The following is a 23,486-nucleotide window of genomic DNA, read 5'->3' on the forward strand; positions in this document are numbered from 1 at the left end:
ATAAGGTCCCGCCGTCGAGGGGGCTGAGGCCACTGAATCGAGAGGGATGTGAGCATGGCGAAGAAGCAGAAGCGCAAGGGCAACAGCGGCAATAGCGATGGCGCCAGCGTCCAGGCCGCGCAGGAGCAATCCGCTCTCGATATCCGCAGCTTTCTCTATGTCGGCGGGCGCGACTGCCAGGTCGCCCACCTTCGCCAGATCGCCAGCAAACACGGCGCGGAACTCATTCATCATGACGGGGGCTTGAGGGAAGCCGTCTCGCGCATCGATACGGTGCTGCCCTCCGTCGACTGCGTCTTCTGCCCCATCGACTGTATCAGCCACGATGCGTGTCTGAGGGTGAAGACCGGATGCAAGAAGTTCGGAAAGACCTTCGTCCCGCTGCGTAATGGCTCGAAGTCGAGCCTGGAGCGCGCGCTGCAGACCATGAAGGAACGCAATGATGAGAGAAGAACGTCCTGACGCAAGCCTGTTCATCGGGCTCCACAAGCTCGCCGAACAGACCGGTGACGGTCTGGTGCCCGAGCTTTATGCGCTGTTGACGCAGAATGAGCCGACGTCCGACATGACGAATGTCGTCACCTTGCGAGACCGCCAACGCCGCGATGTCGAACGTGAGGTTGCATCGGACGCACCCGCCCGGATTCTCGCCTTCCGCCGATAGGTGGCTGCGAGCTATCCTTCGGAACGAAGGAAGGCTCCGGCGGCGACGATCAACCAGCCAAGGATCATGGTCGTGCCGCCGGTCGGTGCGGCCATGGGAAACAGTCCGCTGCCGAGGAAGTGCCGCGCGAGCAGGTCACCGGCAAAGACGAGCGTACCGAGCCCGATCACCAAGGCTGCGAGCGTGGCAGTTCTGACCCGCCGCCCAACCGCATATAGCGCGACGAGGGCGGGGGCGTGAACCAGACACATCATCGACGTCGTGCCAAGCAGCCGCGCGTCGCTCCCATGGCTCGCCGCGGCCGCCAATCCCACGCCGGCTGCCCCGAAGATGCCGCTCATGAACAGAATCAACGGCCGCAGATTGTCGAATCTTTCCAATGGCCTATTCCTTGTTCTGCATATGGTATGCAAGGCGCTCGATCGGCGGCCAGATAATGTCGCAGAGCTTGGGGTTGTCGACCGTTTCGTCCAGAGCACGGCGGAAGCAGAGGAGCCATTCCGCCGTTTCCTCGGGGCCGATGGGCGCTGCGAAATGCCGGGAGCGCAGCCGCGGATGCCCATGCTTTTGCACATAGACGGGCGGCCCGCCAAGGTAGCCGGTCAGATAGTCATAGAGCTTGGCTTCGCTGCCCTCGAGGCTCGGGGGATGCACGGCGCGGCAGCGGGCCGCCTCCGGCAGCGTATCCATCAAATGGTAGAAGCGCCGCGTCAGCGCCCTGACGGTCGGCTCGCCGCCGATTGCCTCGTAAAGGGTAACTGTCTCGCGCGACATCCCGGTTCCTGTCCGTTCGCCTTCCTCTAGCCGTCAGGTCGGGGTGAGGCAAGCGCCGGGACGTCGCAGTCAGTCGGGTCCGACATCGGCCTCCTTGGCGGCATCGTCGGGCAGCGAACCTGTACCGGGCGTCTTTTCCGGATCGGTCAGACCCTTGCGGGCGTGCGGCCCTTCCGGGTTCTTGTCGGTCTTGTCGTTGGTCGTCGGCTCACGCTGTTCGATAGCGTCCTGCGCCTGTCTGTCCTTGTTCATCACGGTCTCCTTCCGGTCCCATCAACCGCATCCCACCACGCTTGGTTCCGGGCGAGAGAGGCGGTGATTTTTCCGCTTGAGGAGGAACGTAAGACTGAACCGGCGGTTTCAGGGCAGGACGGAGGCGCAAAGATGGCCTCGGTCAGATCTGAGGGGACCGCTAAAAAATGCCTTCACGCATACCCGTGCTCGTCGTCGAAGATGAACCCATTCTCCGTTTCGATATCGTCGATACGCTCAACGATGCGGGCTTCCATGTCCATGAAGCCGGCAATGCCACCGAGGCAATCGAGATCCTGACACAGAACACGGGCATCCGCCTCGTTTTCACCGACGTCGACATGCCCGGCGGCATGGACGGGATCAAGTTGGCCGCCTATATCCTCGACCGCTGGCCGCCCTTGAAGATCATCGTCACGTCCGGATACCGGAAGGTCACGCTCGAGGAGATTCCCGCCGAGAGCTGCTTTTTCAGCAAACCCTATGACCCCGCCCAGATCGTCAGCACCATGCACAGGATGCTTGCAAACTAGCGCCCATCGACCGCTTTTCTGCATCAACGATCCTCAAGCGAACATTTTTCGGACGAATTCGTCGACTTTTGCGACATATCGCAAACTGCTTTTTTAACGTTTGTCTGATGTTCTCCCCCCAGGGCTGCAAGGTGCCATGAGGGCCGGCGGCAGATGACGCTTGGCCCGGGTGGCATCGAGAGTGTTCCTCCCTCTCTTTCATCCTTGTCGGGCCTTAGGATCCCAAGCGGATAGGCTCGGGAGCAGCTGATGCAGTTCTTGCGTAAGGTCATTGCCTTCTTCGATACGAGTTCCGACAGCCTGGAGTTCCGGCGAGCTCAGTATGCGGAGCTTTCCCGCCAGGTTCCCCTGATGTACGGCATCGTCGTCATCAACATGGTGATGCTCGCGCTCACGCATGTGGACAAGGCTCCCGCAGTCCTGACAATCTGGCTTCCCGCCGCCTTCGTCGTGATCTGTGTTCTGCGTGCCATCAAGATGATGCGGGCGCGCAAGAGGATCCCCACCGACGAGGTGATCGAGCGGTCGTTGCGTACCGTGGTCTGGCTTGCCTGCACGCTCGGCGTCGCCATTTCCGTCTGGTCACTGCTGCTCTTCGGCTACGGCGATGCCTATGCGAGAAGCCAGAATACCTTCTTTACCGGAATCACCATCATTGCGGTTATCACCTGTCTGAGACCGTTGAAGCAGGTGGCGCCTGCCATATTCATGCTCGTCGTGATCCCGACGATCGTCTTCCTCGGGATCCAGGAGCATGAGGTCTTCCGGGCAATCGCGCTCAACATGCTGCTGGTGATGGGCGGCATGATGGTGGTGATGCAGCGGTCACACTCCGATTTTCGCCAGCGGGTCGAGAAGGAGATCGAACTTGCCGCACAGCATCGGCAGTTGCAGTCGCTCAACGGGACCATCTGCCAGATGGCGAACGAGGATGCGCTGACAGGACTGGCCAACCGGCGCTGTTTCTTCGAGCGACTCGAGCAGCAGATCACGGCATCGGCGTCCGGCAACGAACCCTTTGCGGTCGGGATTCTCGACCTCGACGGCTTCAAGCCCGTCAACGACATCTTCGGCCACAGCGTCGGTGACCGCCTGCTTCAGGAGGTCGCCTCCCGGCTGTCGTCGAGCCTTCCGGAGAGCGCGCTGCTGGCAAGGCTCGGCGGCGACGAGTTTGCGTTGATTCTTCCGGCCCCTGGCTCCGACGAGGAGTTGCAGAAGACCTGCCGGGAGGCGCTGGACGCGCTCGTGCCGGCCTTCGTGTTCGAGGAGGGGAGCGTCACCGTCTCTGCCACCTGCGGGCTTTCCCGCTTCCCCGAAGCGGGCGGCACCGCCGGCGAGCTGTACGAGAAGGCGGACCTTGCGCTTTACTATCTGAAGCAGAACGACCGGGGCGCGGTCACGATCTTCTCCGACCTGCACGCCGAGGAAAACCGCCAGGCCGCGGCCGTTGCGCACCGGTTGCGGGCGGTGGAGAGCGAGGACGCGTTCCACCTCGAATACCAGCCGATCGTCGACCGCGACGGGCGTGCCATTGGCTTCGAGGCGCTGGCGCGCTGGGATGATGCGGTGCTCGGTCGGGTCTCGCCGGATGTCTTCATCCGCGCGGCGGAGCAGGCAGGGACGATCGGAAAGATCACGATGCCCCTGTTCCGCAAGGCGCTGCAGGCGGCTCGCGCCTGGCCTGATGATGTCAAGCTCTCCTTCAACCTCTCCGCCCGTGACGTCTGCAGCCCGAAGACGATGACAGCGCTGCTCGAGGAGATCGACAAGGCCGGGATCGACCACGGGAGGCTGATCCTCGAGGTCACCGAGTCCGCAATCATGCAGGACTTTTCGCGCGCCACCCTTGCGTTGCAGGCTGCGCGCGAAAAGGGCGTCTGCGTCGCACTCGACGATTTCGGCACCGGCTATTCCAGCCTGAGCTATGTGCGTCGGCTGCCGATCGACCGGATCAAGCTCGATCGTTCCTTCACACTCGACATCGAACGCGAGCGCGTCGCGCGCGATATCGTCGCAACCATGGCCTCGCTCTGCCATAGCCTCGACCTCGAATGCATCGTCGAAGGCGTGGAAACGGTGACGCAGATGCAGATCCTGGCGGCCGCGGGTGTCAGCGGCTACCAGGGCTATCTCTTTTCGCGGCCGATGCCGGAAGAGGCGGTGGGCAGCTATCTCGCCGGACAGGCCGGTCGTGCCAGGCGACCGCAGGCAGTCTGAGCCTCAGATGCCGTTGAGGCCGATGAAGACGAGGGCGCCCGCGCTTGCGGCGACCGCCGTCGCGGCGGCAAGCGGCAGCCAGTAGCGCGCGGGGCCCGCCACGGCAGCCAGCAGCAGCCGCCCGCAGGCGTTCGCCGTCAGGGCGACCAAGACGGCTTGGCCGATCAGCGAAAGCGAAACCTCTGTGCCAGCGAGGCGAAGCGCGCTCAGCACGGCGACATCCACGTCGAAGGCGCCCGATACCGCGGAACTTGCGAGGATGCTCGCCGAGCCGAAGCGAGCGGTGAGGGCGGCGCTTGCCGTGGAGACCGTCGCGAAGGCCGCCGCGAAGACAAGGAGGGCGGTAAGCTCGAATGGATTCCGGGCCTGCCGTTCGGGATCGGCATTCGTCTTCGGAACGGACGAAAGTAGCAGGAAGGCGATGGCAGCGAAGGCCGCGGCGGCGGCGAGAGCGGGCGGCCCGGCGACCTCCAGCGCATGCGGGGCGAGGATCAGCATGACGACGCTGACCCGCAGCACCGACACCATGGCAGCAAGCGCCGCCGCCCCCGACAAGGCCCGTGCGTTACCGCCGCTACTTGCCGTCCGCGCGAAAGCGACCGTGACCGCCGTCGAGGAGATCAACGCGCCGGCCAGCCCGCTCACTACCAGCCCGCGGGCCGGACCGAGCAATCGCACTGCGATGTAGCCGAGATAGGAGAGGCTGGCGGTGAGGACGGTGAAGAACCAGATCTCCCACGGGTTGAAGCCACCCCAGGGATCAATGGCGCGATTGGGCAGGAGCGGCAGGATGATCGTCGTCATCACCGCAAGCAGAAGGGCGGAGCGCAGTTCGATCCAGGTCAGGCGCTTCAGCAGCGCATGCAGGACTTCACGGCTGGCAAGGACGGCGGCGAGGGCAGCGCCTCCGGCGGCCGCGGCTCGATAGTCCCCGCTGACGGCGAGACCGCCCAGCGCGAAGACGCAGAGGCCGACGATCACCCTGGTGACGCTGAAGCTCTTCTCGGCGATTGCCTCACGGGCCTGGAACCAGGCGAAGAGCAGCGAGAAGCCGAGGAAGCCGACGGCGAACACCGCCGCCGTCTGCATGCTTTGCGAGAGCGCCGCGAAGATGCCGCCAAGAAGCCCGGAGATCGCATAGGTGCGGATGCCGGCGGTGCGGCTGCCGGCAGGTTCGTCCCGCTCGCGCCAGCCGCGCTCGAGCCCGACCAGCATGCCGATCGCCAGCGCCACACCGAACCGCAAGATCAGGTCGTCCATCAGCTTCACGCCCACCCATTCCGTTCCCGCATAGCGGGGCCGATGACAGGCGGCAAGGTGGAGGTGGCGGAGCGGCTCAGGAAAACCCGGCCAGCATGGCGGCGAACCGACGGCGCGCGGCGTCGCTTGCGCCAACCATGCGGAGGAGCCGGTTCCTCGTCCAGCTCAGCACCGGGCTTTTCAGGGTCGCCAGCTGCGTCAGCCGGTCGGTCCGGCCGAGGACTTCGCGCGCCGCACCGCGCCGGGAGCCATCATAGCGTTGCAGCGGCTCGTCGTTTTGGGTGTCGATCGCGACTGAGAGCGCTTCGGCAAGGGCAACTGCGTCCCGCAATCCAAGGTTCATGCCCTGGCCACCGGCGGGGCTGTGCACATGCGCGGCATCGCCGACCAGTAGCAGCCGCCTGTCATGAAATGTCTCGGAGAGCTTGTGGTGGACGTGAAAACGCGAGCCCCACAGCACCTCCTCCACGCGTGCTCCCGAACGGGGACCTCTTGCGTCGAGGATTGCCTGGACATCGGCAAGATCAGGTTCTGCCGGCGCATCCAGGTGCTGTGCCACAACGCGATAGCGCCGCTCCGACATGGGCGCGACCACGAGCGTGCCTGCTTCGGAGAAATAGAGCGTCACCTCGTCACTGGCGATCGGCCATTGCATCCGCACGTCGGCGAGCATGAAGGAGCCGTAGGTCTTGCCCGGAAAGCCGATCTCGCCCGCGTCGCGAACGGCGCTTCTCATCCCGTCGGCTCCGACAAGATAGCGGCAGTCGAGGCTGACCTCATCGCCAGCCATGTCGAGTGCGATCCTGAAGCCGTCACCCGCCCTGTCGAAACGACGTAATTCGACAGGTCGCATCACCTCGTGGCCAAGTGCCCGCAGCCGGCCTGTCAGGGTGGCTTCGGTCTCGTCCTGGGGGATCATCAGCGCGTGGCGGTATTTTCCCGGCAATACCGTGAAGTCGATATGAAGGAGTACGTCGTCCCGGTCCCTGATCCTGAAATTCGGCACCTTGATACCCCGAGCCAGAAGATCCCCGGCCACGCCGAGAATTTCGAGCTTTTCCAGTGTCGCGGCATGGACCACCGCAGCACGAGAAGTGTTCTGTGCGTCCGGCAATCCATCGACGATACGGAAATCTACTCCCTTCTGCGCGAGCCCGATTGCCGTGGCCAGCCCCGCCGGCCCGGCACCGACGATCAGGACCTGCGTGGACATCGTGCTCATTGAGCCAACCTCCCGAATATTGTAAACACGTGTTTACTAACCTGTGGGTTCAGGTAAGTCAACGGCTGTTTACAAGAGGTACAGGATGCGGAATGCAGAGGCGACGCGGGAGAGACTTGTGCAGGCGGCGCGCCGGATATTCTCGGAGCGGGGGTTTGAGCGTACGACCGTGCGTGACATTGCCGCGCAGGCCGAAGTCAATCCCGCGCTGATCAACCGCTATTTCGGGGGTAAGGAGCAGCTTTTCGCGGAGGCAGTCTCGGTTGACCTTGCACTGCCTGACCTGAGCGGTTTGGAAAGCGGCCTGATCGGCCCCGCATTGGCCGCCCATTTCTTCCGGCGCTGGGAAGGGGCGGAGCATGACGACCTTCTGCGCACGCTGATCCGCACCGCCGCCACCAATCCCGAGGCGGCCGTCCGCATCCGCGAAATCCTTGGCAGGCAGGTCGCTCCAATGATCAGCCGGGTCGCCGGATCCGAACGGCTGGCCGAGCGAGCCTATCTCGTCGCCACGCAGATCCTCGGACTGGCCTATGCCCGCTACGTGATCAATCTGTCCGACGACGACATTGCCCGCGACACGCTGGTCGCCGCCATAGGCGAGACGCTGCAACGATACCTGACCGCCCCGCTGCCATAGTGGAGGGGGATCTGCTCACTGTGAGAATGAACGTAAATGGCGCGCCGCACCGGGCGAAGATGATAACTACGTTTACGCTATAGCCCTATAAATGTGCCTTCGCTGACAGGGAGTAGCTTCTCTGAAATTAAAGATGTTTCTTGCGCACTGGTCTGACTATCGGCGCAGGTGGTTTCGGTGGCCTTTGCTGCGCCAACGGCCTTCTGCGAGATCAGGTAAGCGTGACAACGGCGGCAGGTGGCCGCCGCTTTCTCTTTGCATTTGAGCTAGTCTAGACACCGACTCGCTTGCTTATCTCTTTGTAGTAAGCGTCCTCAAAGGCTCGGGAGTGATTAGCTCTCAAGGTTGTAATCTGAGCGACCGGTGCGGCAGGATTTTTCAGTGCGGATAGGAGGCATAGAAATTTTGCGTGTGTAATGCCGGTCCCACGGGATGGATTTGGTGCCTTTAACGCGTCAAACATTGCCTTAAATGTTGGAAGATCGGTCGCAAGTTTCATATGGAATTTGTATGTGTCGCGCACCCCAGAATTTAAGGTATCCGCGAGGAGCCGCTTAAGAGGCTTCTCTTCAGGCGAACCGTGAAACAAGGGAAGGAACGAAGCCGCCAGACGACCCAGCCGCTCATGGGGCGACCAAATGTTTCGGGCGTCTCGAAGAGTTGTGAGAATCTGGGCCGGCGTCCCATATTTCGACAGCAGCCAAAGCCTTGAATAGAGTCCAAAATAGCTTTGTGGGTCATTGCTCGCGATGACCGCTTCAAGCATTGCGTGACATCGCTTATTCTTGACAAATGTTTCAACAAGATAGTTTGACATCTCCACCATCGCGGCATCATCAACAAGAAGGCCTGACTGACTTGCCCTTGCTAGAATGCCCGCAATCGATGGAGTGAGGGGGCGACTTCTTATAAACGAATAAACATTCTCTCGAACTGATGGTCTTCTTTTGATGAGATCTTCGAGGACTTCAGGCTTCACCACAGCGCCAGTTTTAGCCGCAAGCCCCAGCCATCGCTTCAGAACCTTTTCGCCGTTCCCTGCGTCGAATGATTTTTTGCGAAGTCCTTGCCTGATTCTGGCTTCAACATGAACTCGCTGCCGGTCCAACGGAAGTCCGTGTTTCACGCGGTGATCGACGCTTGCCTGAACCGAATCTAGCCGCGCGTTCTCGAAAATTCGGAAATGTCGAATAGCCTCGGACCGTGTAAGAATGACTGTCTTGCCGCTGTTCAAACGAACCTGCTTCGTCTGAAGGACGAGATCGACGGTCTTCAATGCCCGTTTGGCATCCACGATCGTGTCTACACCTATATCGATGTCATCCATGTAACGCACGAAGTCTCGTCCGGGATCGCTCGCAAGGTACGAATCTAGCTCGTAGAGGAAGCAGTGGGCTAAAAGGCGAGGTGCATCAAGATTGATTTGGGGCAACCCAACCTCGATGCGAGGAGTGTAATCCGGCTGCCAAAGAAGATCACTGAGGACGTATATCAGCATATCAATCACACATTCATCGACGCCGCTGATCGAGGCAATGGCGTTGCGGAGATGAACGTATGATATACTGTCGTAGTAGTTGGCGATGTCTGTTACGACGACGAACTTGCGCGTCTTTGAAAACTCGAACAGCTCTTTCTGGAAATTCAACCAAGCTGCGAACGTCCCGTAACCACTCGGTGGTGACGAGAACTTATGATCCTTCGGTTCAAAGAATGCCTTGCTCGTAGGCGCCTTGCCTTTGATTTCAGAATATAGAGCATCAGATAGACACTGCAAAACGATGGCATCTCGTATGCTCGGAATGACGAGCTGCCTGCAAAGCCCTTTGCTTTTTTCGACAAGTATCCGTTGCGCCTTCTGCGGTACATAATCACCCGATAATATCAAATGCGAAAGTTTTTGGCTCTCTACTTTGCGTGACACATGGAAGTCGAAATTCTCTATCCCATCGCACATGAACTGATCGCGCATTGAAACTTTAACTTTCTCTTTCCAAATCCTTTCGATGTTCTGTGGAGAAAATATCGTTCGCAGCTTCTTTGCACGTACATCAAATCTAGGAGATCTCATGAGGTGGATCGCACGGCCATGGTCTTTATTGTTGAATGATGTCCACTACTCATCGCTACCCCCTCTGCCTGCGAAAAGGTCCCCCTGATCTGTGTCGATTTCGCTAAATGCACCCAAAACCGCTGACAGAGCATTATCGTCTAGAGGCTCAGACAAGGCATCGCCATTGAACTCTAGAACGCGCAGAACCCTAATGTTCTTGGGTGAATTGGCCTTTCCCTGAAAAGCCCACTGCACCTTGATCGTGTCCATGATGTGGATGTTGAGCTGTTCGGCTTTCACCAGCCCCCAGAACTGTTCATCTTCAATCCGGAACAGCCGCTCGCGGCCCTTGGCGTCTTTCGCCTTCCAAGCACGCTGACGATCTTCCCTTTCCCAATTCGGGGACGTCACCTTGAGGTCAACGATAGCCGTCTGCCACGGCTCGTCGTCTTCGTCCTTCACCGGCGGGAGAACAACCTGTAGGCGCGCGAAGTCGCTTCGGTCGATTGGGAAAACACGCTCGTCCTCGAACCCGACTGCGCGGATATCAGGTGTGGCGGCGCAAGCTTCGTAGAACTCGTTCCGTGCGGCGAATCCATCGCGGAAGCGCGTCGTGGTTATGCCAACCGATTCCAGTTCGGCGACATCTGTTTGAAGGAAGGATTTTGTTGTTTCGACTAGGAATTCAGCAGCGGCAAGGCATTTCGCTTCGTCATCTTCTGGCGCTTTGTCCGCTTCCTCGAGGGCCTCGTCATCCACATCAGAAACGATCTGCTCCCTGATCGCCGAACCTGCCTGCTCGGCCCAGTGTGCCGGTTCCTGTAATGTCAGACCACGAATGAAGGCCTGACCGATATCGCTTTCCGTAAATGTCCAAACAGCGACCCAGCCGCCAAGCAAATAGACGCCGATCCTGCTTTTGAAGGAGCCTTCCTGTGGCGGAAGAACCAGAATCTCATATTTCAGCCTTCCATCGAAAAGCTCTCTGTTCAAAGAGGCAATGATGGTTTCCGCTTGTTCGGCGGTGCGCACAAACGTACCGAGAGGTATGGCATGCGCCGGTAAGTTGAAATGGATCGGCAAGACGGCTAGCACGCCATCTTTACCTAACCAGATCTCATCCTGCATGTCCCCTCCCTACACAGCAACACCCAAACTATTTATTTATAACTAATTTTCCAATACAAATGACCAAGCGTTAACATTTTCAGATAAATTACGTAATCAAAACGGAATCTCATCATCCAATTCTGTTGACGCAGAAGGTACATCCGGAACTTGAGAAGATTCTGACTTCTCTGATTCAGGAATTGTCTTTAGCCCCCAGCTCTCAACCACCTCAGCCAAGGGAAACGCATCGCCCTTAGCCCAATCAATATATGGAGCTGCTGTTGCACTCCATGGCTCTCGTTTCGGCAATCTGATCTGGACGCGCACCGGAACATGCAATGCGCTACCAAAAACGATAGCTTCACCAGCAGCGAGAACTGTTACCTGATCCAGCATACGCTGCGCTTGCTTTGGAATTATTCGTCGGAAATGATCGATATCATCGGGGTTCTGTAAACGGTGGGAAAAAAAGTTGGCGCACTGGCTTATAATGGTAGGGCTAATCTCGCTCGGCCTCTGACTAGCGACGATGAGCGATAGCCCGAATTTCCGTCCCTCTTTCGCAACTCGTTCAAATGCACGCCGCGAAAGTGCCTGACCTCGATCTTCGACCTTGCCAGCGGGGCGGGCATAGTTATGCGCCTCTTCCAGAACCAAAACCCACGGATACTGACTTCGCGTATCTGGGCGAAGCATTTCTCGTGCTTCGAGCAACAACCGCCCCAACAGCGTACATGCGAATGGCAAAACCTCGGATGCCAACATGGAAAAGTCGAGCACCGACACACGGGGACCAGTTCTCTTTCCGACCCCCAGCTTCTCCATCCAGCCCTGAAAGCTGCTAATGCCCTGCTTCTCGTAGCTGAAAAGCGACTGCCATCGCCTGTCGTCAAGACGGGTGCGCAGACGCAGCTTCAACGTCGTCAGATACTGGTCAATCTTTTTTCCGCTTTCCTGATCCGTTGTTCGATCGACAAGGCGGGGGTCACGGAACTCAGCAACCGCAACAAAGCGCGGAGAATCTGCCGACTTTGCGAAGTTGATACCTTCATTCTGCCGATCGGAAATCGCTGTAAGCAGGTTGGATCGCACTTCTACAAGCTTGTCTCGAACGGCCTTTTCATTGGTCAACGAGTCCCAATCACCGAAACCGCTCCACTTTGGAAGCGATTTTATTTCGCTCCAATCTATGTTCGTGACATATTCCGATGCTTGATCGAGTTGGATTTTAAAGCCGTTATTGTTCTTATTTCCCTGCCTATCCATCCACTCGAATGCAGCATCGATCTTCGAGACAGCAATTTGAAGCGGGTCATAAGCTCCGATGCCAGAGCCGGATATTTTCGCAATCGCCCACCAATCCTTCAGCACAGGCTCCTGCGTTGCTTCAGATGCTTGAAGCCATTCGCAAAGTTCTTCGCCGTTCATCAACCACGCGGGGAGACAGAACTCCTCTCCGTTGAGGTAAACTCGGTTGGGTTCGCGCTGATAGGTTGTCTTGGTGGGATCAAGAAATGCGTTTGCGTATTCGCCATTGATATCAAGGATGAAAATATGGGGATCGGCCTCCGCATCTGAACCAAATCCATCATGCTCTACGATACCCCGGATTAGGCTGGCAACCGTGTAGGATTTTCCAGACCCGGTATTTCCTACAACCGCGAGCGGCCGGGAAAATAGGTCATTAAAGGATGCCCTGACCTTGGTATTCTCGTCACCTGTTTGGTGCCCGATCTCCAGAGCAAAATCAAAAGGCTTGTCAGCCCAACCATGCGGACGGTTCCGCTGAGGTGGATGAGCAAAAATACTCGACAAAATTTCTGGATTTGCAACCTCGGCAGGCGTGTCCAATGTCGGAAGAACGGTAATTCCGGTATCGAACTTCCATTTATTTTTTCCCAAATGGCGCACAGTGCCAAGGAGCTGCATAGAAGCAATTCGGCGCGGCTTGGTCAGCTCAAGGGACAGTTCTTCATCCCGTGTCGGATCATAGCTCTCACGCGCTTCGAGGTCGCTGAGCATACCGATCGCATGGGAACCCGCCCCAAGGTCAAAAGTCAGAAACGAATTGATTGCAACCGCACGCTGCACGCCATCGGGCGTCGCACGAGAGGACGATTTCGCATCCTGCGACAACTCAACCTTGAGTCGAAATCCATTTACCGAAACGACGTGACCGATGACGCGCGGCTGTTCCATCAAACGGCCTCCGTTTTCCCGTCAGGCTGCCGTTCCTGAGTTTTACGAAGCTGCTCCTCAAAGCTACGAAGATGTTTGTAATCATCGAGCCACTTCACATCCGGCATGATGTTCTGCGCGAAATCAGAGAAGGTTGCGACATTATAGGAACAAGCAGCACCTTCACCGACGCGCTCGGTCAGCACGAAAGCACGCTGTCCCAAACTCTGATAGCCGCGGATGCGCCCGACGATTGCACTACCGGGATTCGGCTCCACGACCAGCAACACCAGTGACGGGTTCATAAGTGCCGTTTCAATGATGCGGGTTACATGATCGTCACCAAACCCATACCCCAATACCAGCAAAAAGGTTTGCGGCTGATTCAGGCGAGCATGGAAAAGTCGGAACAGATGCGCGTAGGGCATATCCAGCGTCTTCGTAAACTTTTGCGACGTTGGCAGAATTCCGAATGAAGCTATTCCCTCAAATTCAGGGGACGCAAGCAGTGCAGCTTTCTGTTCAGCGCCTGCTTGTCGGTACTGCTTCGCAAATCCAAGTTCCCTATGGCGGGCGCGCACAAGGCCACGCTCATCTGGCTGCCAGTGGATAGAACCGTGTAGCTTATAAAATTGGAGAAACTTATCGAAACGACGGACACGCCCTTCCGCCACGTCACCCGGATAGTAGATATCCAACCCATAGACGGAGGGGTCAAACCGCGAATTTGCTTTGCCGGTAAAGCCGTCGAAATATTGAATGCCCAGCTCTTCCATCGCCTGCTCGAACAGGGTGTCGTAGTTGAGTGTGAAAAGGTGTGTGCGGCCAAGATTGGTGTCGCGGGCGATGAGTTTGGCCAGAAACGGGACATGCCCTGTGGTATTTTGGGCGCTTAGGTCAGAGAGCTCGCTGCGATCGATCTCAAGAGCGCATTCGGCATAAATTGCTCTCTCGATCAGCTTTCTCAGTAGCTTTAGGTCTTCATCACCGAGAACGACATCGCAATCCAAACCGATGCTATCTTCTCCTTTCCATTTCACCGTACTGATGGGAGATTTCTCGGGCTTCGAAAGCTCCGAGGCGTTGAAGAGGTAGCTTAGCCAATCCTCAAAGCCCAGAGGTCCAGAATCTACTTTGGGGGGCCACTGCGCTTTTCGCTGGCGGATGATGGCCTGCACATCATCTGCGAGTTGGCAATTCTCGACAGCACCCAAAACCAAACATTCGAGATTGTTCGCCCTTGGCCCAGCCATCAATCTCCCGCCAGCACTAAACGATGTGCCTGCTGCGGTCAGAACGACAACATTTTCCATTCGGAGCCAGTCTGCGAGCAGCGCCTGCACCCGTCGCAGCCCGTCTTCGGGGGATTTATCTGCCAAAAGATCATCGCCTTCACCTGCGGAGACCGGCGACAAAAGCTTATATTTGCACAGCTCCGTCATGACTCGATCTCCAACGCCGGGAGGCTGCGGACGATTTTCATCGTCTCCAAGCTGACGGTGATGACGCGCTGGAAAAGTTCCAGCGGATAGGCCGGATTGCCAACGGTTTCGATGGCATAGCGGTTAGCGTCATTTTCGATGCCGCTGTCCTTGTCCGTCTTTACGCACTGACGTTCCATTACCCATTCAAGGGCAGACTTACCGTTGACGACATAATCGTACGCCTCAAGCGGGATGTCCTGCATGGTGATGTTGGCATTGTAGATGACGGTACTCTTATCGATAGAGCTTCGCTTTCCACCAAATTTCATGCCGGTTACACGGAAGAACGCTTCTGGGTTCCCGATGTTAGCAAATCGTAGATCGCCCTGTTTAAATGTTACAGGGTATGGCTCCACCCCATCAAAATTCAGATGCAGGACGCCAAGGGCGCGCCCTGCCTCCCTGAAAGCGTAAAAGTCACCGGCCATAGGCAGGCGCGGATGGACCTTTTGAAGATCGGATTGGAAATTCTGCCGATATTCCGGCGAATGAAGTATGCCATACGTGTACCAGAATATATCCTCTTTGCTGATCGACTGATCGCGAAAGTAGCTCTGGAACAGGTCGAGCGACCAGTCGGAAATTCCATCACGACGCCCATAGGCTTCGTCCGCGTTACCTTCGAAGAGATCGCCGTTCGCCTCGTTTCGCTCTTCATAATAGTAAAGCGGATAACACATGCCCGTGTCAGTCAGGTGCATGCTTGGCACTTGGTCGGTGACGAGGCAGGAAAAACCCTTACGGTCAGTTACGCCGGTACAAGAAATGACAACATTCCGATGGGCGGCGGTCGGGAACATCCGTTTGGTCAGATTGACCATCTCATTGAGGCGGCGATCAAAATACATAAACTGCCGTCCGAACGGCCTGTGTGCAGCGGCGATGACGCTTCCGGCATTGAACTCGATAAGCTTACCTCGTTCAGCATCCTTCTTAAGCGCGCGCGACCAACTGATGCGCTTTGGATCGTTTGACACCACATCCGCGAGCGCGGGCCAGCTCTCTTTGGCAAGACCGTCGCATGCTTCTCGGTACTTTTCGCTCTCTTCGTTGAACGCTACGACGAGACGGCCAACCGACGCTTCAAGGGCAGGAATAGAACTGTTGTACACCCATGGATCGCGGTTGGTGACGACCCCATAGGAGTTTGACACGAAAACAGACTGACCGCTTTGACCATCGCGTTCGGCCAACGGCAGGAAGCTCTGGAAGGCCGGGTCTCGCTGATTGATCCAATCCGCATTTTCGTTGGGAACAATCCGCTTCCAGTTGATACTGGCGATCGAGCCTAAGCCATCGATGACTTTTAGCTTTTCCTCCCGGCTTAGATAGTCGCCGATATCATAGTATTTAAGTTCGCCAGCCGGTGGCATCTCAGGGCTTTTAATCATCAGCGTGATAGCAACAGGCGTGCGTGAACCTGATCCAAAGACTTTTCCACCCTCACGACGGGACGCTTCTCCGGAAGTTCTCTGGTCGCCGCGCAGGTCAAAGACATAGATATTGCCGAACTCGTCGGTCAAAGATTTACGCAGACCGTCCATGTTCTTGGCGTCGATAAAAGAGCCGTTGGTGACAAATGCAACGACACCCTTGTCCTTGATCCTATCCGAAGCCCATCGAATGGCGCGAACATAGGAATCGTAATTGCTCTTCGCGAGCTTCGAACTGGAAGCCTTGGCGTAGGTGTCCCGAATTCGCGCATCCAAACCGGAATAGACGGTATTCTTATTATTCTCGTTTTCGCTACCTTGCTGTCCGGAATACGGCGGGTTCCCCACGATCACGCGAATATCCGTGGCCTTCTGCCGCTTCCGCCGTTCCGAGTTATCCGGCATGTAACGCGATATCAGGTCATCGCTCTCGTACATCTGGAAAGTGTCGGTCAGGCAGATGCCCTCGAACGGCACATAGTCGCCACCCATGATGCCGTGATAGACCGCTTCGATGTTGATGGCGGCGATGTAGTAGGCCAGCAAAATAATCTCGTTGGCGTGGATTTCATGCCGGAACTTATGTTCCATTTCCTCCGGCGCGATCAGGCCGGATTGCAGCAAGCGCGTGATAAACGTGCCGGTCCCCGTGAACGGGTCGATGATGTGGACGCCTTCCGAGCCAAGTGTCTGCCCGAATTCCTGCTGCAAAACCTCATTCACTGAATGGATGATGAAGTCCACGATTTCGACCGGCGTATAGACGATGCCCAATTTCTCGGTCGTGCGCGGGAAGGCTTTGCGGAAGAACTTGTCGTAAAGCTCGACAATCAGCCGCTGCTTGGCCTGCGGATCGGTGATGCCCGACGCGCGCAATCGCACACTGGCATAGAATTTTTCGAGGTCTTTGGATTCCTTGTCGAGATTGGCTTCGTCCAGCACGTCCAGAACACGTTGCATGGCGCGGGAGACTGGGTTTTCGCTGGTGAACTGATGGCCTTCAAACAGCACCTCGAACACCGGACGGGTGATGATGTGCTGCGCCAGCATTTCGACGGCATCATCTTCGGTGATGCTGTCATTGAGGTCGTCTTTCAGCTCGCCGTGGAATTCATCGAAGGCACGGCGGGCTTCGGTGTCCGGATCGGCAAGGATGCCTTTCAGACGACTGATATGGTTCTTGGCGATTTCGGCGATGTTGGTCGCCCAATCTTCCCAATAATCACGGGTGCCGCACTTCTTGACGATCTTCGCCATGATGGCGCGGGAGAATTCGTCAACGGAGAAGGCAAGCTCGCCCTGCACCTCGCCGGTGACGATCGGATCGCGCCCCGGTGTGCCGATGCCCGACCGTTCGGGTTTCGAGCGCGTCGGCAGGTCTTCCACAACGGCAGTGACTGCCTGCAATTCGGCATTCTGGGTGACGCCGATGATCTCGATCGCGTTGCTGACATCCTGCCCAAGCGATGCCTTGTTGATGGTCGCATCGAACCGATCATCATGGGCGCGCAAGGCGTTGAGGATTTGCCAGACAACGCGATACTTCTCGTTGTCGTTCAACGCCTGTTCCGCCGGAACGCCTGCGGGGACGCCAACGGGTAGGATGACATATCCCATCTTCTTACCCTCGGCGCGGCGCATCACGCGCCCGACCGATTGGACAACATCAATCTGACTCTTGCGCGGATGAAGGAACATGATGGCGTCGAGCGCCGGAACGTCCACGCCTTCGGACAGGCAGCGCGCATTGGTCAGGATACGGCAGATATCGTCGCCTGCATCGGCTTTCAGCCAGTCGAGTAATGCGCCACGGGACTTGGCGTTGAACGTGCCGTCAACGTGTTCGATCTCGCACCGCAGGGACAATCTGCTTTCGGCGCCGTCTTCGTCGGTGTAGTCGAGATATTCATCGACAACCGTGCCGAACTCGTCACGGATCAGCTTGGAGCTGCGGATGTCTTTGCAGAACGCCAATGCCCGGCGCATGGGATGTGGATCGGTGGCAACATCGGCTTTCATGTCGGCTTTGGTCAGGGCTTTGTAACAGCCGATGATCTTGGTCGCGTCATCAAGGACAAGCTCGGAACTGCCGTCACCAAGGCGCTTCTGGATCGCCGAGCTGACAAGCCCTTCATCCATTGCCAGCACGACAACCTTGTAGTCGGTCAAAAGGTTGTTCTGCACCGCCCATGAGAAGCCACGGTAAAACAGTGTTTTGCCGAACAGCTTCTCGTCATCCATGGAAGTCAGAACAGCATCGGCTTCATCGGCACGGCTCTTCACGTTGTCGCCGAAGATGCGCGGCGTGGCCGTCATATAGAGGCGCTTCCTGCCGCGAATGATGTCGTTGGAATGGACTTTGACGAAATTGGATTCGTCCTCGCCCGCCAGAGTTGCGCCCGTGGTACGGTGCGCCTCGTCGCAAACGATGAGGTCGAATTCCGGCAGGCCGTGCTTCTGCTGCGCGTCTGCGACAACCTGAATGGATTGGTAGGTTGCAAACACCACGGTCATCTTGTCCGGCACGGCCTCGCCCGCGCTTTCGGAAAGCTTGGCGGCATTGGTCGTGGCAGGGAATGCGAGGTCCAGCACGTCGATTTCGGCAATGTCATCATTGCTCTGACGGCGCTTGCCGACCTGCGTATCGGAACATACCGCGAAGGATCGCAACGGGGTTTCGGTGTCCGCTGTCCACTCGCGTACCGTCTGCGACATCAGGGCAAGGGACGGCACAAGGAACAGGACAAGCTTTCCTTCGCCGGCCAGGTCTTCGGCGATCTTGAGGCTGGTAAAGGTCTTGCCTGTTCCGCAGGCCATGATGAGCTTGCCGCGATCGGCTTCGGCCAGTCCGGCGCGCACCTCACGCAAGGCGTCCTGCTGGTGTTCGCGCAGCTTCTTTTTGTCTGCCAGCACCACTTCGCCCTTGGCCGCGAAGGTTTCCCAGCGGATCGGGCTTTCCTGCATTTCCGAAAGGTTGATCCGAAGGACGGGGATGGCCTGCCCACGGATCATGGTTTCGGCGTTCTCGCTCCAAGCCTTTTCGGTGCTGTCAATAATGACGCGCCGTTTGAACGGGGCCTTGCCCGATGCCGATATGAAGCTGTCGATGTCCTCTTTCCTGATGCGGTAGGCAGCATCATAGAATTTGCACTGGATCGCGGCGAAGCCGTCTTCGTCGCGAAGCTTGGCTACAAGGTCGATTCCGGTGTCGCGGGCATCCCAGCCGTTGGCGTCGGCCCAATCCTTGAAGGTCTGAACCTCCTCATACTGTTCAAGCTGGATCGGATCATGGGTGAGGTAGGCGATGGCGAAACGCTCGAAATATGTTCCCTTTTCCCGCTCGGTACGCGCTGCATCACGGTAGGTCTGCAAAAGCGATTGCAGCGTCTGTTCGGCCATGTCTTCCCCCAAGCCCCTGTTCGGGCATTCACCTGTTGCGCCGGAACCGGCATTCGTGCCTGTTCCATTAGCGCGTCGTCACGTTTGGTTTCGTTGCGGGTTGCGCGTCCGACGACGCGCTGTTCCTACGGACAAAATCGCGCATGAACTCCCGTATGACCTGCGCGGCAGGCCGATCCAGAACCTGACAGGTTGCAAGGAATTCATCCTGCAGCTCGCGCTCGATCCTGATTCGCATACCGGCGTCTTTTTTCATAATTCGTAGTGTATCCGGCGGATACACAAAAACCAGCCCTGAGGGTATGCTTGCCGCCAGCAAACACGGTGAATTCGTCTAGCGGCCGTCCAGCTCTCTACCACGCAATCTGTGAGCGCGTTCGCCTGCGGGCCGGCGCGGCTTTCGCCGCGTCCCATCTGATAGCTATTTCTAAGGGCGCTGCCCTCGCGCGGCGCAAGAAAACTCTCCGGCCTTTCGCGGCATAAACGGCCCGCTCCCCGCAAGCGGGTCCCCTCTATTTATTCCACGGTGCCAAAGGGTTGTCTGGCATCTTACTACCCCGGTCTCGCCGACGGGCAAGGGTTCAGGAGCGGCGCTTCGCTGCTCTGAACCCCAAACCCGAAGGAACAGAGACATGACCAGCGCAGCCGACAGCAATCCTCGCATCTATGTTGCCTGCCTTGCCGCCTATAATAACGGCTATTTGCATGGAGCGTGGATCGACGCGGATCAGGACGTGGACGAAATCAGGGACGAGATCGCGGCCATGCTCGCACGGTCTCCCATCGAGCACGCGGAGGAATATGCCATCCATGATTATGAGGGCTTCGAGGGCGTCGCGATCAGCGAATATGCGGGCATCGACACCGTAGCACGCATGGGCGCTTTCATCGCAGAACATGGCGCACTTGGCGCGGGCCTGCTGGAGCAGTTCAGCGGCGACATGGGCCAAGCCGAATCCACCTTGGAGGACTGCTATCACGGCCAGTTCGCCAGCCTTGCCGACTATATGGAGGAGTTGACCACTCAAAGCGTCACGATCCCCGAGGCGCTGCGCTACTATGTCGATTGGGACGCGATGGCGCGCGACGCAGAAATGAGCGGCGACCTGTTCACCATCGAAACCGCACACGGGGAGGTGCATGTGTTTTCCAACAGGTGAAAACATGACTGCCTGTCCGTGCTCATACGGGCAGGCATCTCGAAAGCACCGGCTGTCGCCAAGCTAAAAACACCAAAGAATGATCGGGTTAGCCGCTCAAGGTATCTGCTTTATGCGGGTTCTATATTTCCATTGATCCTTGAACCTCTTTTTGCCGGGCGCTGCCCAGCATCCCGGCTTGGGGAGGTGACGCCATGCTCAGCATCGATTGGCGATCTCCGGCGGCATACGGGCACACAAAGCACATCCCTGCCGCTGGTTTCGCTTGGGAATATTTGCGCCGCAACGACGAATATCGTCGGGACTGCCAGACCATCGCATCGACCGGAGGGGCGGCTGCCCGCGACCTTGAAGCGTTCGCGCATCGCTGGGGTTTGCGATTTCCCGTGCGATCCCGACGCGCCGCATGACGGGCCGCCACCAATCTGGAGTCCTAGCCTTCATCCGCAAGCGGTGATGCTTTCGCCGGTCGAGCATAAGGACGGCGACACCGAACCAATATTGACGCTGGCGCATCTCGACGGCCTCGACCTGCGCCGCGCGGCCGATGGCTGGCACGGCATCTGGCAGGTGGATGGCGTCGCGCATCAATTCTGGCTGCCCGAGGCAACGCCCGACGCCGCCGCGTTTTATGCCGTCACGCTGCAGATGGATTCATTTCTGGAGCTACGAACGCATGCGGCACGCCGCTTGTGGCGATCCCTCAACGGCCGCGCGCCCGGTCCCAACTTCCGGGCCGTTCCCGCGCAGCTCCGGCAATGGCATATCCTGTCCCTGCGCGCGCTCGACGCCCGGCTGCGCGGCGAGAGCTATCGCACCATCGCCGAAGTCCTGCTCGGCTTTCGGGGCACCAAGGAAGACTTTGAGAACGATCCGCGCAAGAACAAGGCCCGCCGCCTGGTCGCGCACGGTATCAAGATGATGCGCGGCGGCTATCGCTTGCTGCTTCACTACCCGATCAAGCCCGGCAAGCGTTAACCGGGAGACATGGCCCTCACGCCTTGTTGGCTGCCGCCTGCTCCAGAATCTTGCGATAGCCCTCACGCGATAGCCATTGCGCGCGTTCGAGATGGCTTTGCCAGCAACGATAGGTCCGAAGTTCCTCGGCAGCCGGATCGCGGTGCAGCACGATCCGCGCGACTTCCTTCCAGTCCGCGCCCTCGGCCTTCGCATCCAGCAGTCGCAGATAAGTCACGAAATGCTGCTCGTCATAAACGGTTATGCCGTCGCCGGTCGGCGCTTCGTCATCCACATCAGGATCGAGTTCGACGGGAACCCGCATAGCCATTCCCCTTCGTCGGGCAGGAGCCTTGCTTGCGGTGCGCCCCCGCAAATGGCTCCTCTGACCTGGTGATCGGGGAGTTAGTAACCGTGACTAGACGGCCCTATGACCTTTGGGCGGGTAGCCTTGGACATACGCCATAGGCTCCCCGACCATAGGGTCGAGGATCGTGGTGCCGTCACGGCCGGCACCAACCGCTAGTCAGGGGTTACTAAGCCCCAGAGCAGCGCGTCTGCTCCGCGTCTATTCTTATCCGACCCACGCGGGAATGTCTTTGCCTAATCATTGCGGCAGACAATGACGCGCTGAAAAGCCTCATCTTTTGACCATCGGACCTTCCTTATTGGGGTGCCGCCAGCGCATAGGCGCAAATGCGGCACGCTACGCGCCGCCGGTCCCTCGCCATGGTTCGCCACAGACCGCTGCCGCTCCCGGCAGTTCAACTGGAGGTGATCCATGCCCAACCCGATTGCGGGCCTGCCGCCGCGCCTGTTGCGCACCAAGGAAGCCGCGCGCTTCCTCGGCATATCCATCCGCACCCTTGAGAAACATCGCACCTACGGAACGGGCCCGACCTATCGCAAGGTCGGGGGCCGTGTCCTCTACACCGTCCGCGATCTGGAAGACTGGAGCGCGGGCGGCGAACGCAAATCCACCCGCGACAAGACAGCAGGCACCGTCTTTCCGGCGCGTCCGCTCACCCCCGAAGAACGGGGCGACCGCTAGATGCTGCGCGAGGACGGGCACGACCCCGCGCAGCCGGCCGAGGATAGCGAGCGCAGCCGCCTAGACCCCTTCGTGGTCGCAACGGGCGACGCGCCGCCGCGTGACCAGCGCGACTTGATGGAGCGGCCATTCTTCTCGCTTGCGAAGACACCGCGCACCAAACCGATTCTCTACAAGGCCGCCGACATAGAGGTGCAAGTGTTCGGGATGCCCGAGCACGGGATGGCGACCATTTGGGACGCCGATTTGCTGATATGGGCGGCCTCGCAGATCGTCGCGGCCGAGAATGACGGCCTCGCCACGTCGCGCTTCGTCCGCTTCACGCCCTACCATCTGTTGCGCGCCATCGGACGCCCGACCGGCAATCATCAATACCGCCTCCTGAAAGCTGCGCTGGCGCGGCTGCAATCCACCGTCATCGCCACCACGATCCGCAACGGCCCGCATTGGCGTCGCCGGCAATTCTCATGGATCAACGAGTGGGAGGAAATGACGACGCGCGCCGGCCGCGTCGAGGGCATGGAGTTCGTCCTGCCCGAATGGTTCTACAACAGCGTCATTGATCGCTCGCTGGTCCTGACCATCGACCCAGCTTATTTCCGGCTGACTGGAGGCATCGAGCGATGGCTTTACCGCGTCGCCAGAAAGCACGCCGGGCACCAGCGCCACGGCTGGATTTTCGAGGTCGCGCACCTTCATCAGAAATCCGGCAGCCTCGCCCGGCCGTCCGACTTCGCGCTTGACCTGCGCCGCATCGCGGCCCGTCAGCAACTCCCCGGCTACCGCCTCCAGATCGAGCGAGAGGACGGCCGCGAGTTGCTGCGCATCCGCCCCGAAAACTCATCAACAGGCACTGTTGATAACCCTGTTAATGCCATCGGCAGATCAGGCGCACGGGGTATCGGCACATCAGGCGCATCACTATCGGCAGATCAGGCGCACGAACCGCAGCTAACGCTTTGGCCTGAAAAGCGGAATCCGACCGCTAACTTATCTAACAGAGAATCTAACTCTTTTTCTTTGACGCGCGCGCAGGCGAAGCGTGGTGCCGGTTCTGCCGGGAACGGCGAGCCATGACGCACGCTGTTGACGCAGCGCA

Annotated in this window: 21 protein-coding genes; 10 read left to right on the forward strand and 11 right to left on the reverse strand. The window is 58.4% G+C overall.

Features of this window, described 5'->3' with window-relative positions; translation table 11 throughout:
• The first annotated feature begins 54 nt into the window (after window positions 1–54).
• Together ACEPP2_RS15190 and ACEPP2_RS15195 are read left to right on the forward strand one after the other, a co-directional pair.
• Window positions 55–462 carry a DUF2325 domain-containing protein gene (locus tag ACEPP2_RS15190; RefSeq protein WP_052639045.1) on the forward strand — a complete coding sequence of 136 codons (408 nt, stop codon included), beginning with the start codon at window positions 55–57 and terminating at the stop codon, window positions 460–462.
• The gene (locus ACEPP2_RS15195) at window positions 443–664 is read left to right on the forward strand and encodes a hypothetical protein (RefSeq protein WP_052639044.1); all 222 of its coding nucleotides are present in this window, start codon (window positions 443–445) and stop codon (window positions 662–664) included. Before ACEPP2_RS15190 ends, ACEPP2_RS15195 begins: the two co-directional genes overlap by 20 nt.
• An 11-nt stretch (window positions 665–675) precedes the next feature.
• Here the strand turns inward: ACEPP2_RS15195 and ACEPP2_RS15200 are convergent, their stop codons facing one another.
• The 3 genes from ACEPP2_RS15200 to ACEPP2_RS15210 form a co-directional block, all read right to left on the reverse strand.
• On the reverse strand, window positions 676–1,005 hold the full coding sequence (locus ACEPP2_RS15200; protein ID WP_395517085.1) for a DUF423 domain-containing protein: 330 nt from the start codon (window positions 1,003–1,005) through the stop codon (window positions 676–678).
• A 43-nt stretch (window positions 1,006–1,048) separates the two neighbouring features.
• A complete protein-coding gene (locus tag ACEPP2_RS15205) occupies window positions 1,049–1,438 on the reverse strand; it encodes a group II truncated hemoglobin (protein ID WP_395517064.1) in 390 nt (129 codons plus the stop codon).
• A gap of 69 nt (window positions 1,439–1,507) precedes the next feature.
• Entirely contained in the window at window positions 1,508–1,690 is a 183-nt protein-coding gene (locus ACEPP2_RS15210; protein WP_077549460.1) for a hypothetical protein, read from the reverse strand.
• Between the two features lie 167 nt (window positions 1,691–1,857).
• Here ACEPP2_RS15210 and ACEPP2_RS15215 point away from each other — a divergent pair, with 167 nt between their 5' ends.
• Together ACEPP2_RS15215 and ACEPP2_RS15220 are read left to right on the forward strand one after the other, a co-directional pair.
• Window positions 1,858–2,223, forward strand: coding sequence for a response regulator (locus ACEPP2_RS15215; RefSeq protein ID WP_395517065.1), 366 nt, complete (start codon window positions 1,858–1,860; stop codon window positions 2,221–2,223).
• Window positions 2,224–2,472: 249 nt separating this feature from the next.
• Window positions 2,473–4,440, forward strand: coding sequence for a putative bifunctional diguanylate cyclase/phosphodiesterase (locus tag ACEPP2_RS15220; protein ID WP_395517066.1), 1,968 nt, complete (start codon window positions 2,473–2,475; stop codon window positions 4,438–4,440).
• Window positions 4,441–4,443: 3 nt separating this feature from the next.
• On the opposite strand, the gene ACEPP2_RS15225 is transcribed toward ACEPP2_RS15220, so the two are convergent.
• Both ACEPP2_RS15225 and ACEPP2_RS15230 read right to left on the reverse strand, forming a co-directional pair.
• Window positions 4,444–5,700 (reverse strand): MgtC/SapB family protein, encoded by a 1,257-nt coding sequence (locus ACEPP2_RS15225; protein ID WP_052642125.1) that lies wholly within the window; start codon window positions 5,698–5,700, stop codon window positions 4,444–4,446.
• Between the two features lie 76 nt (window positions 5,701–5,776).
• Window positions 5,777–6,922 (reverse strand): FAD-dependent oxidoreductase, encoded by a 1,146-nt coding sequence (locus tag ACEPP2_RS15230; RefSeq protein ID WP_395517067.1) that lies wholly within the window; start codon window positions 6,920–6,922, stop codon window positions 5,777–5,779.
• Between the two features lie 85 nt (window positions 6,923–7,007).
• Between ACEPP2_RS15230 and ACEPP2_RS15235 the strand changes: the two genes are divergently transcribed.
• Entirely contained in the window at window positions 7,008–7,562 is a 555-nt protein-coding gene (locus tag ACEPP2_RS15235; protein ID WP_395517068.1) for a TetR/AcrR family transcriptional regulator, read from the forward strand.
• A gap of 271 nt (window positions 7,563–7,833) precedes the next feature.
• On the opposite strand, the gene ACEPP2_RS15240 is transcribed toward ACEPP2_RS15235, so the two are convergent.
• The 5 genes from ACEPP2_RS15240 to ACEPP2_RS15260 form a co-directional block, all read right to left on the reverse strand.
• Window positions 7,834–9,633, reverse strand: coding sequence for an RNA-directed DNA polymerase (locus tag ACEPP2_RS15240; protein WP_395517069.1), 1,800 nt, complete (start codon window positions 9,631–9,633; stop codon window positions 7,834–7,836).
• A 45-nt stretch (window positions 9,634–9,678) separates the two neighbouring features.
• Window positions 9,679–10,743, reverse strand: a complete 1,065-nt coding sequence (locus ACEPP2_RS15245) for a hypothetical protein (RefSeq protein ID WP_395517070.1) — start codon at window positions 10,741–10,743, stop codon at window positions 9,679–9,681.
• A gap of 96 nt (window positions 10,744–10,839) precedes the next feature.
• On the reverse strand, window positions 10,840–12,924 hold the full coding sequence (locus tag ACEPP2_RS15250; RefSeq protein ID WP_395517071.1) for an ATP-binding protein: 2,085 nt from the start codon (window positions 12,922–12,924) through the stop codon (window positions 10,840–10,842).
• Window positions 12,924–14,345, reverse strand: coding sequence for an SIR2 family protein (locus ACEPP2_RS15255; protein WP_395517072.1), 1,422 nt, complete (start codon window positions 14,343–14,345; stop codon window positions 12,924–12,926). Before ACEPP2_RS15255 ends, ACEPP2_RS15250 begins: the two co-directional genes overlap by 1 nt.
• Window positions 14,342–19,219, reverse strand: coding sequence for a DEAD/DEAH box helicase (locus ACEPP2_RS15260; RefSeq protein ID WP_395517073.1), 4,878 nt, complete (start codon window positions 19,217–19,219; stop codon window positions 14,342–14,344). The genes ACEPP2_RS15255 and ACEPP2_RS15260 overlap by 4 nt, the downstream gene beginning before the upstream one ends.
• A 632-nt stretch (window positions 19,220–19,851) precedes the next feature.
• On the opposite strand from ACEPP2_RS15260, the gene ACEPP2_RS15265 reads away from it, so the two are divergent.
• From ACEPP2_RS15265 to ACEPP2_RS15275, 3 genes are all read left to right on the forward strand, one after another.
• Window positions 19,852–20,379: an antirestriction protein ArdA gene (locus ACEPP2_RS15265; protein WP_395517074.1), complete on the forward strand. Its 528-nt coding sequence runs from the start codon at window positions 19,852–19,854 to the stop codon at window positions 20,377–20,379.
• Between the two features lie 194 nt (window positions 20,380–20,573).
• Window positions 20,574–20,789, forward strand: a complete 216-nt coding sequence (locus tag ACEPP2_RS15270) for a transcriptional regulator domain-containing protein (protein WP_229447294.1) — start codon at window positions 20,574–20,576, stop codon at window positions 20,787–20,789.
• A 46-nt stretch (window positions 20,790–20,835) separates the two neighbouring features.
• The gene (locus ACEPP2_RS15275) at window positions 20,836–21,357 is read left to right on the forward strand and encodes a DUF2285 domain-containing protein (RefSeq protein WP_395517075.1); all 522 of its coding nucleotides are present in this window, start codon (window positions 20,836–20,838) and stop codon (window positions 21,355–21,357) included.
• Window positions 21,358–21,373: 16 nt separating this feature from the next.
• Here the strand turns inward: ACEPP2_RS15275 and ACEPP2_RS15280 are convergent, their stop codons facing one another.
• On the reverse strand, window positions 21,374–21,661 hold the full coding sequence (locus ACEPP2_RS15280) for a DNA -binding domain-containing protein (protein ID WP_395517086.1): 288 nt from the start codon (window positions 21,659–21,661) through the stop codon (window positions 21,374–21,376).
• A gap of 456 nt (window positions 21,662–22,117) precedes the next feature.
• Between ACEPP2_RS15280 and ACEPP2_RS15285 the strand changes: the two genes are divergently transcribed.
• On the forward strand, window positions 22,118–22,387 hold the full coding sequence (locus ACEPP2_RS15285; protein WP_091517346.1) for a helix-turn-helix transcriptional regulator: 270 nt from the start codon (window positions 22,118–22,120) through the stop codon (window positions 22,385–22,387).
• On the forward strand, window positions 22,388–23,464 hold the full coding sequence (locus ACEPP2_RS15290) for a replication initiator protein A (RefSeq protein WP_091517348.1): 1,077 nt from the start codon (window positions 22,388–22,390) through the stop codon (window positions 23,462–23,464).
• Window positions 23,465–23,486 lie beyond the last annotated feature (22 nt).

Origin of the sequence: Pseudorhizobium flavum (assembly GCF_044142885.1) — a bacterium.
GTDB classification, from domain to species: domain Bacteria; phylum Pseudomonadota; class Alphaproteobacteria; order Rhizobiales; family Rhizobiaceae; genus Neorhizobium; species Neorhizobium flavum.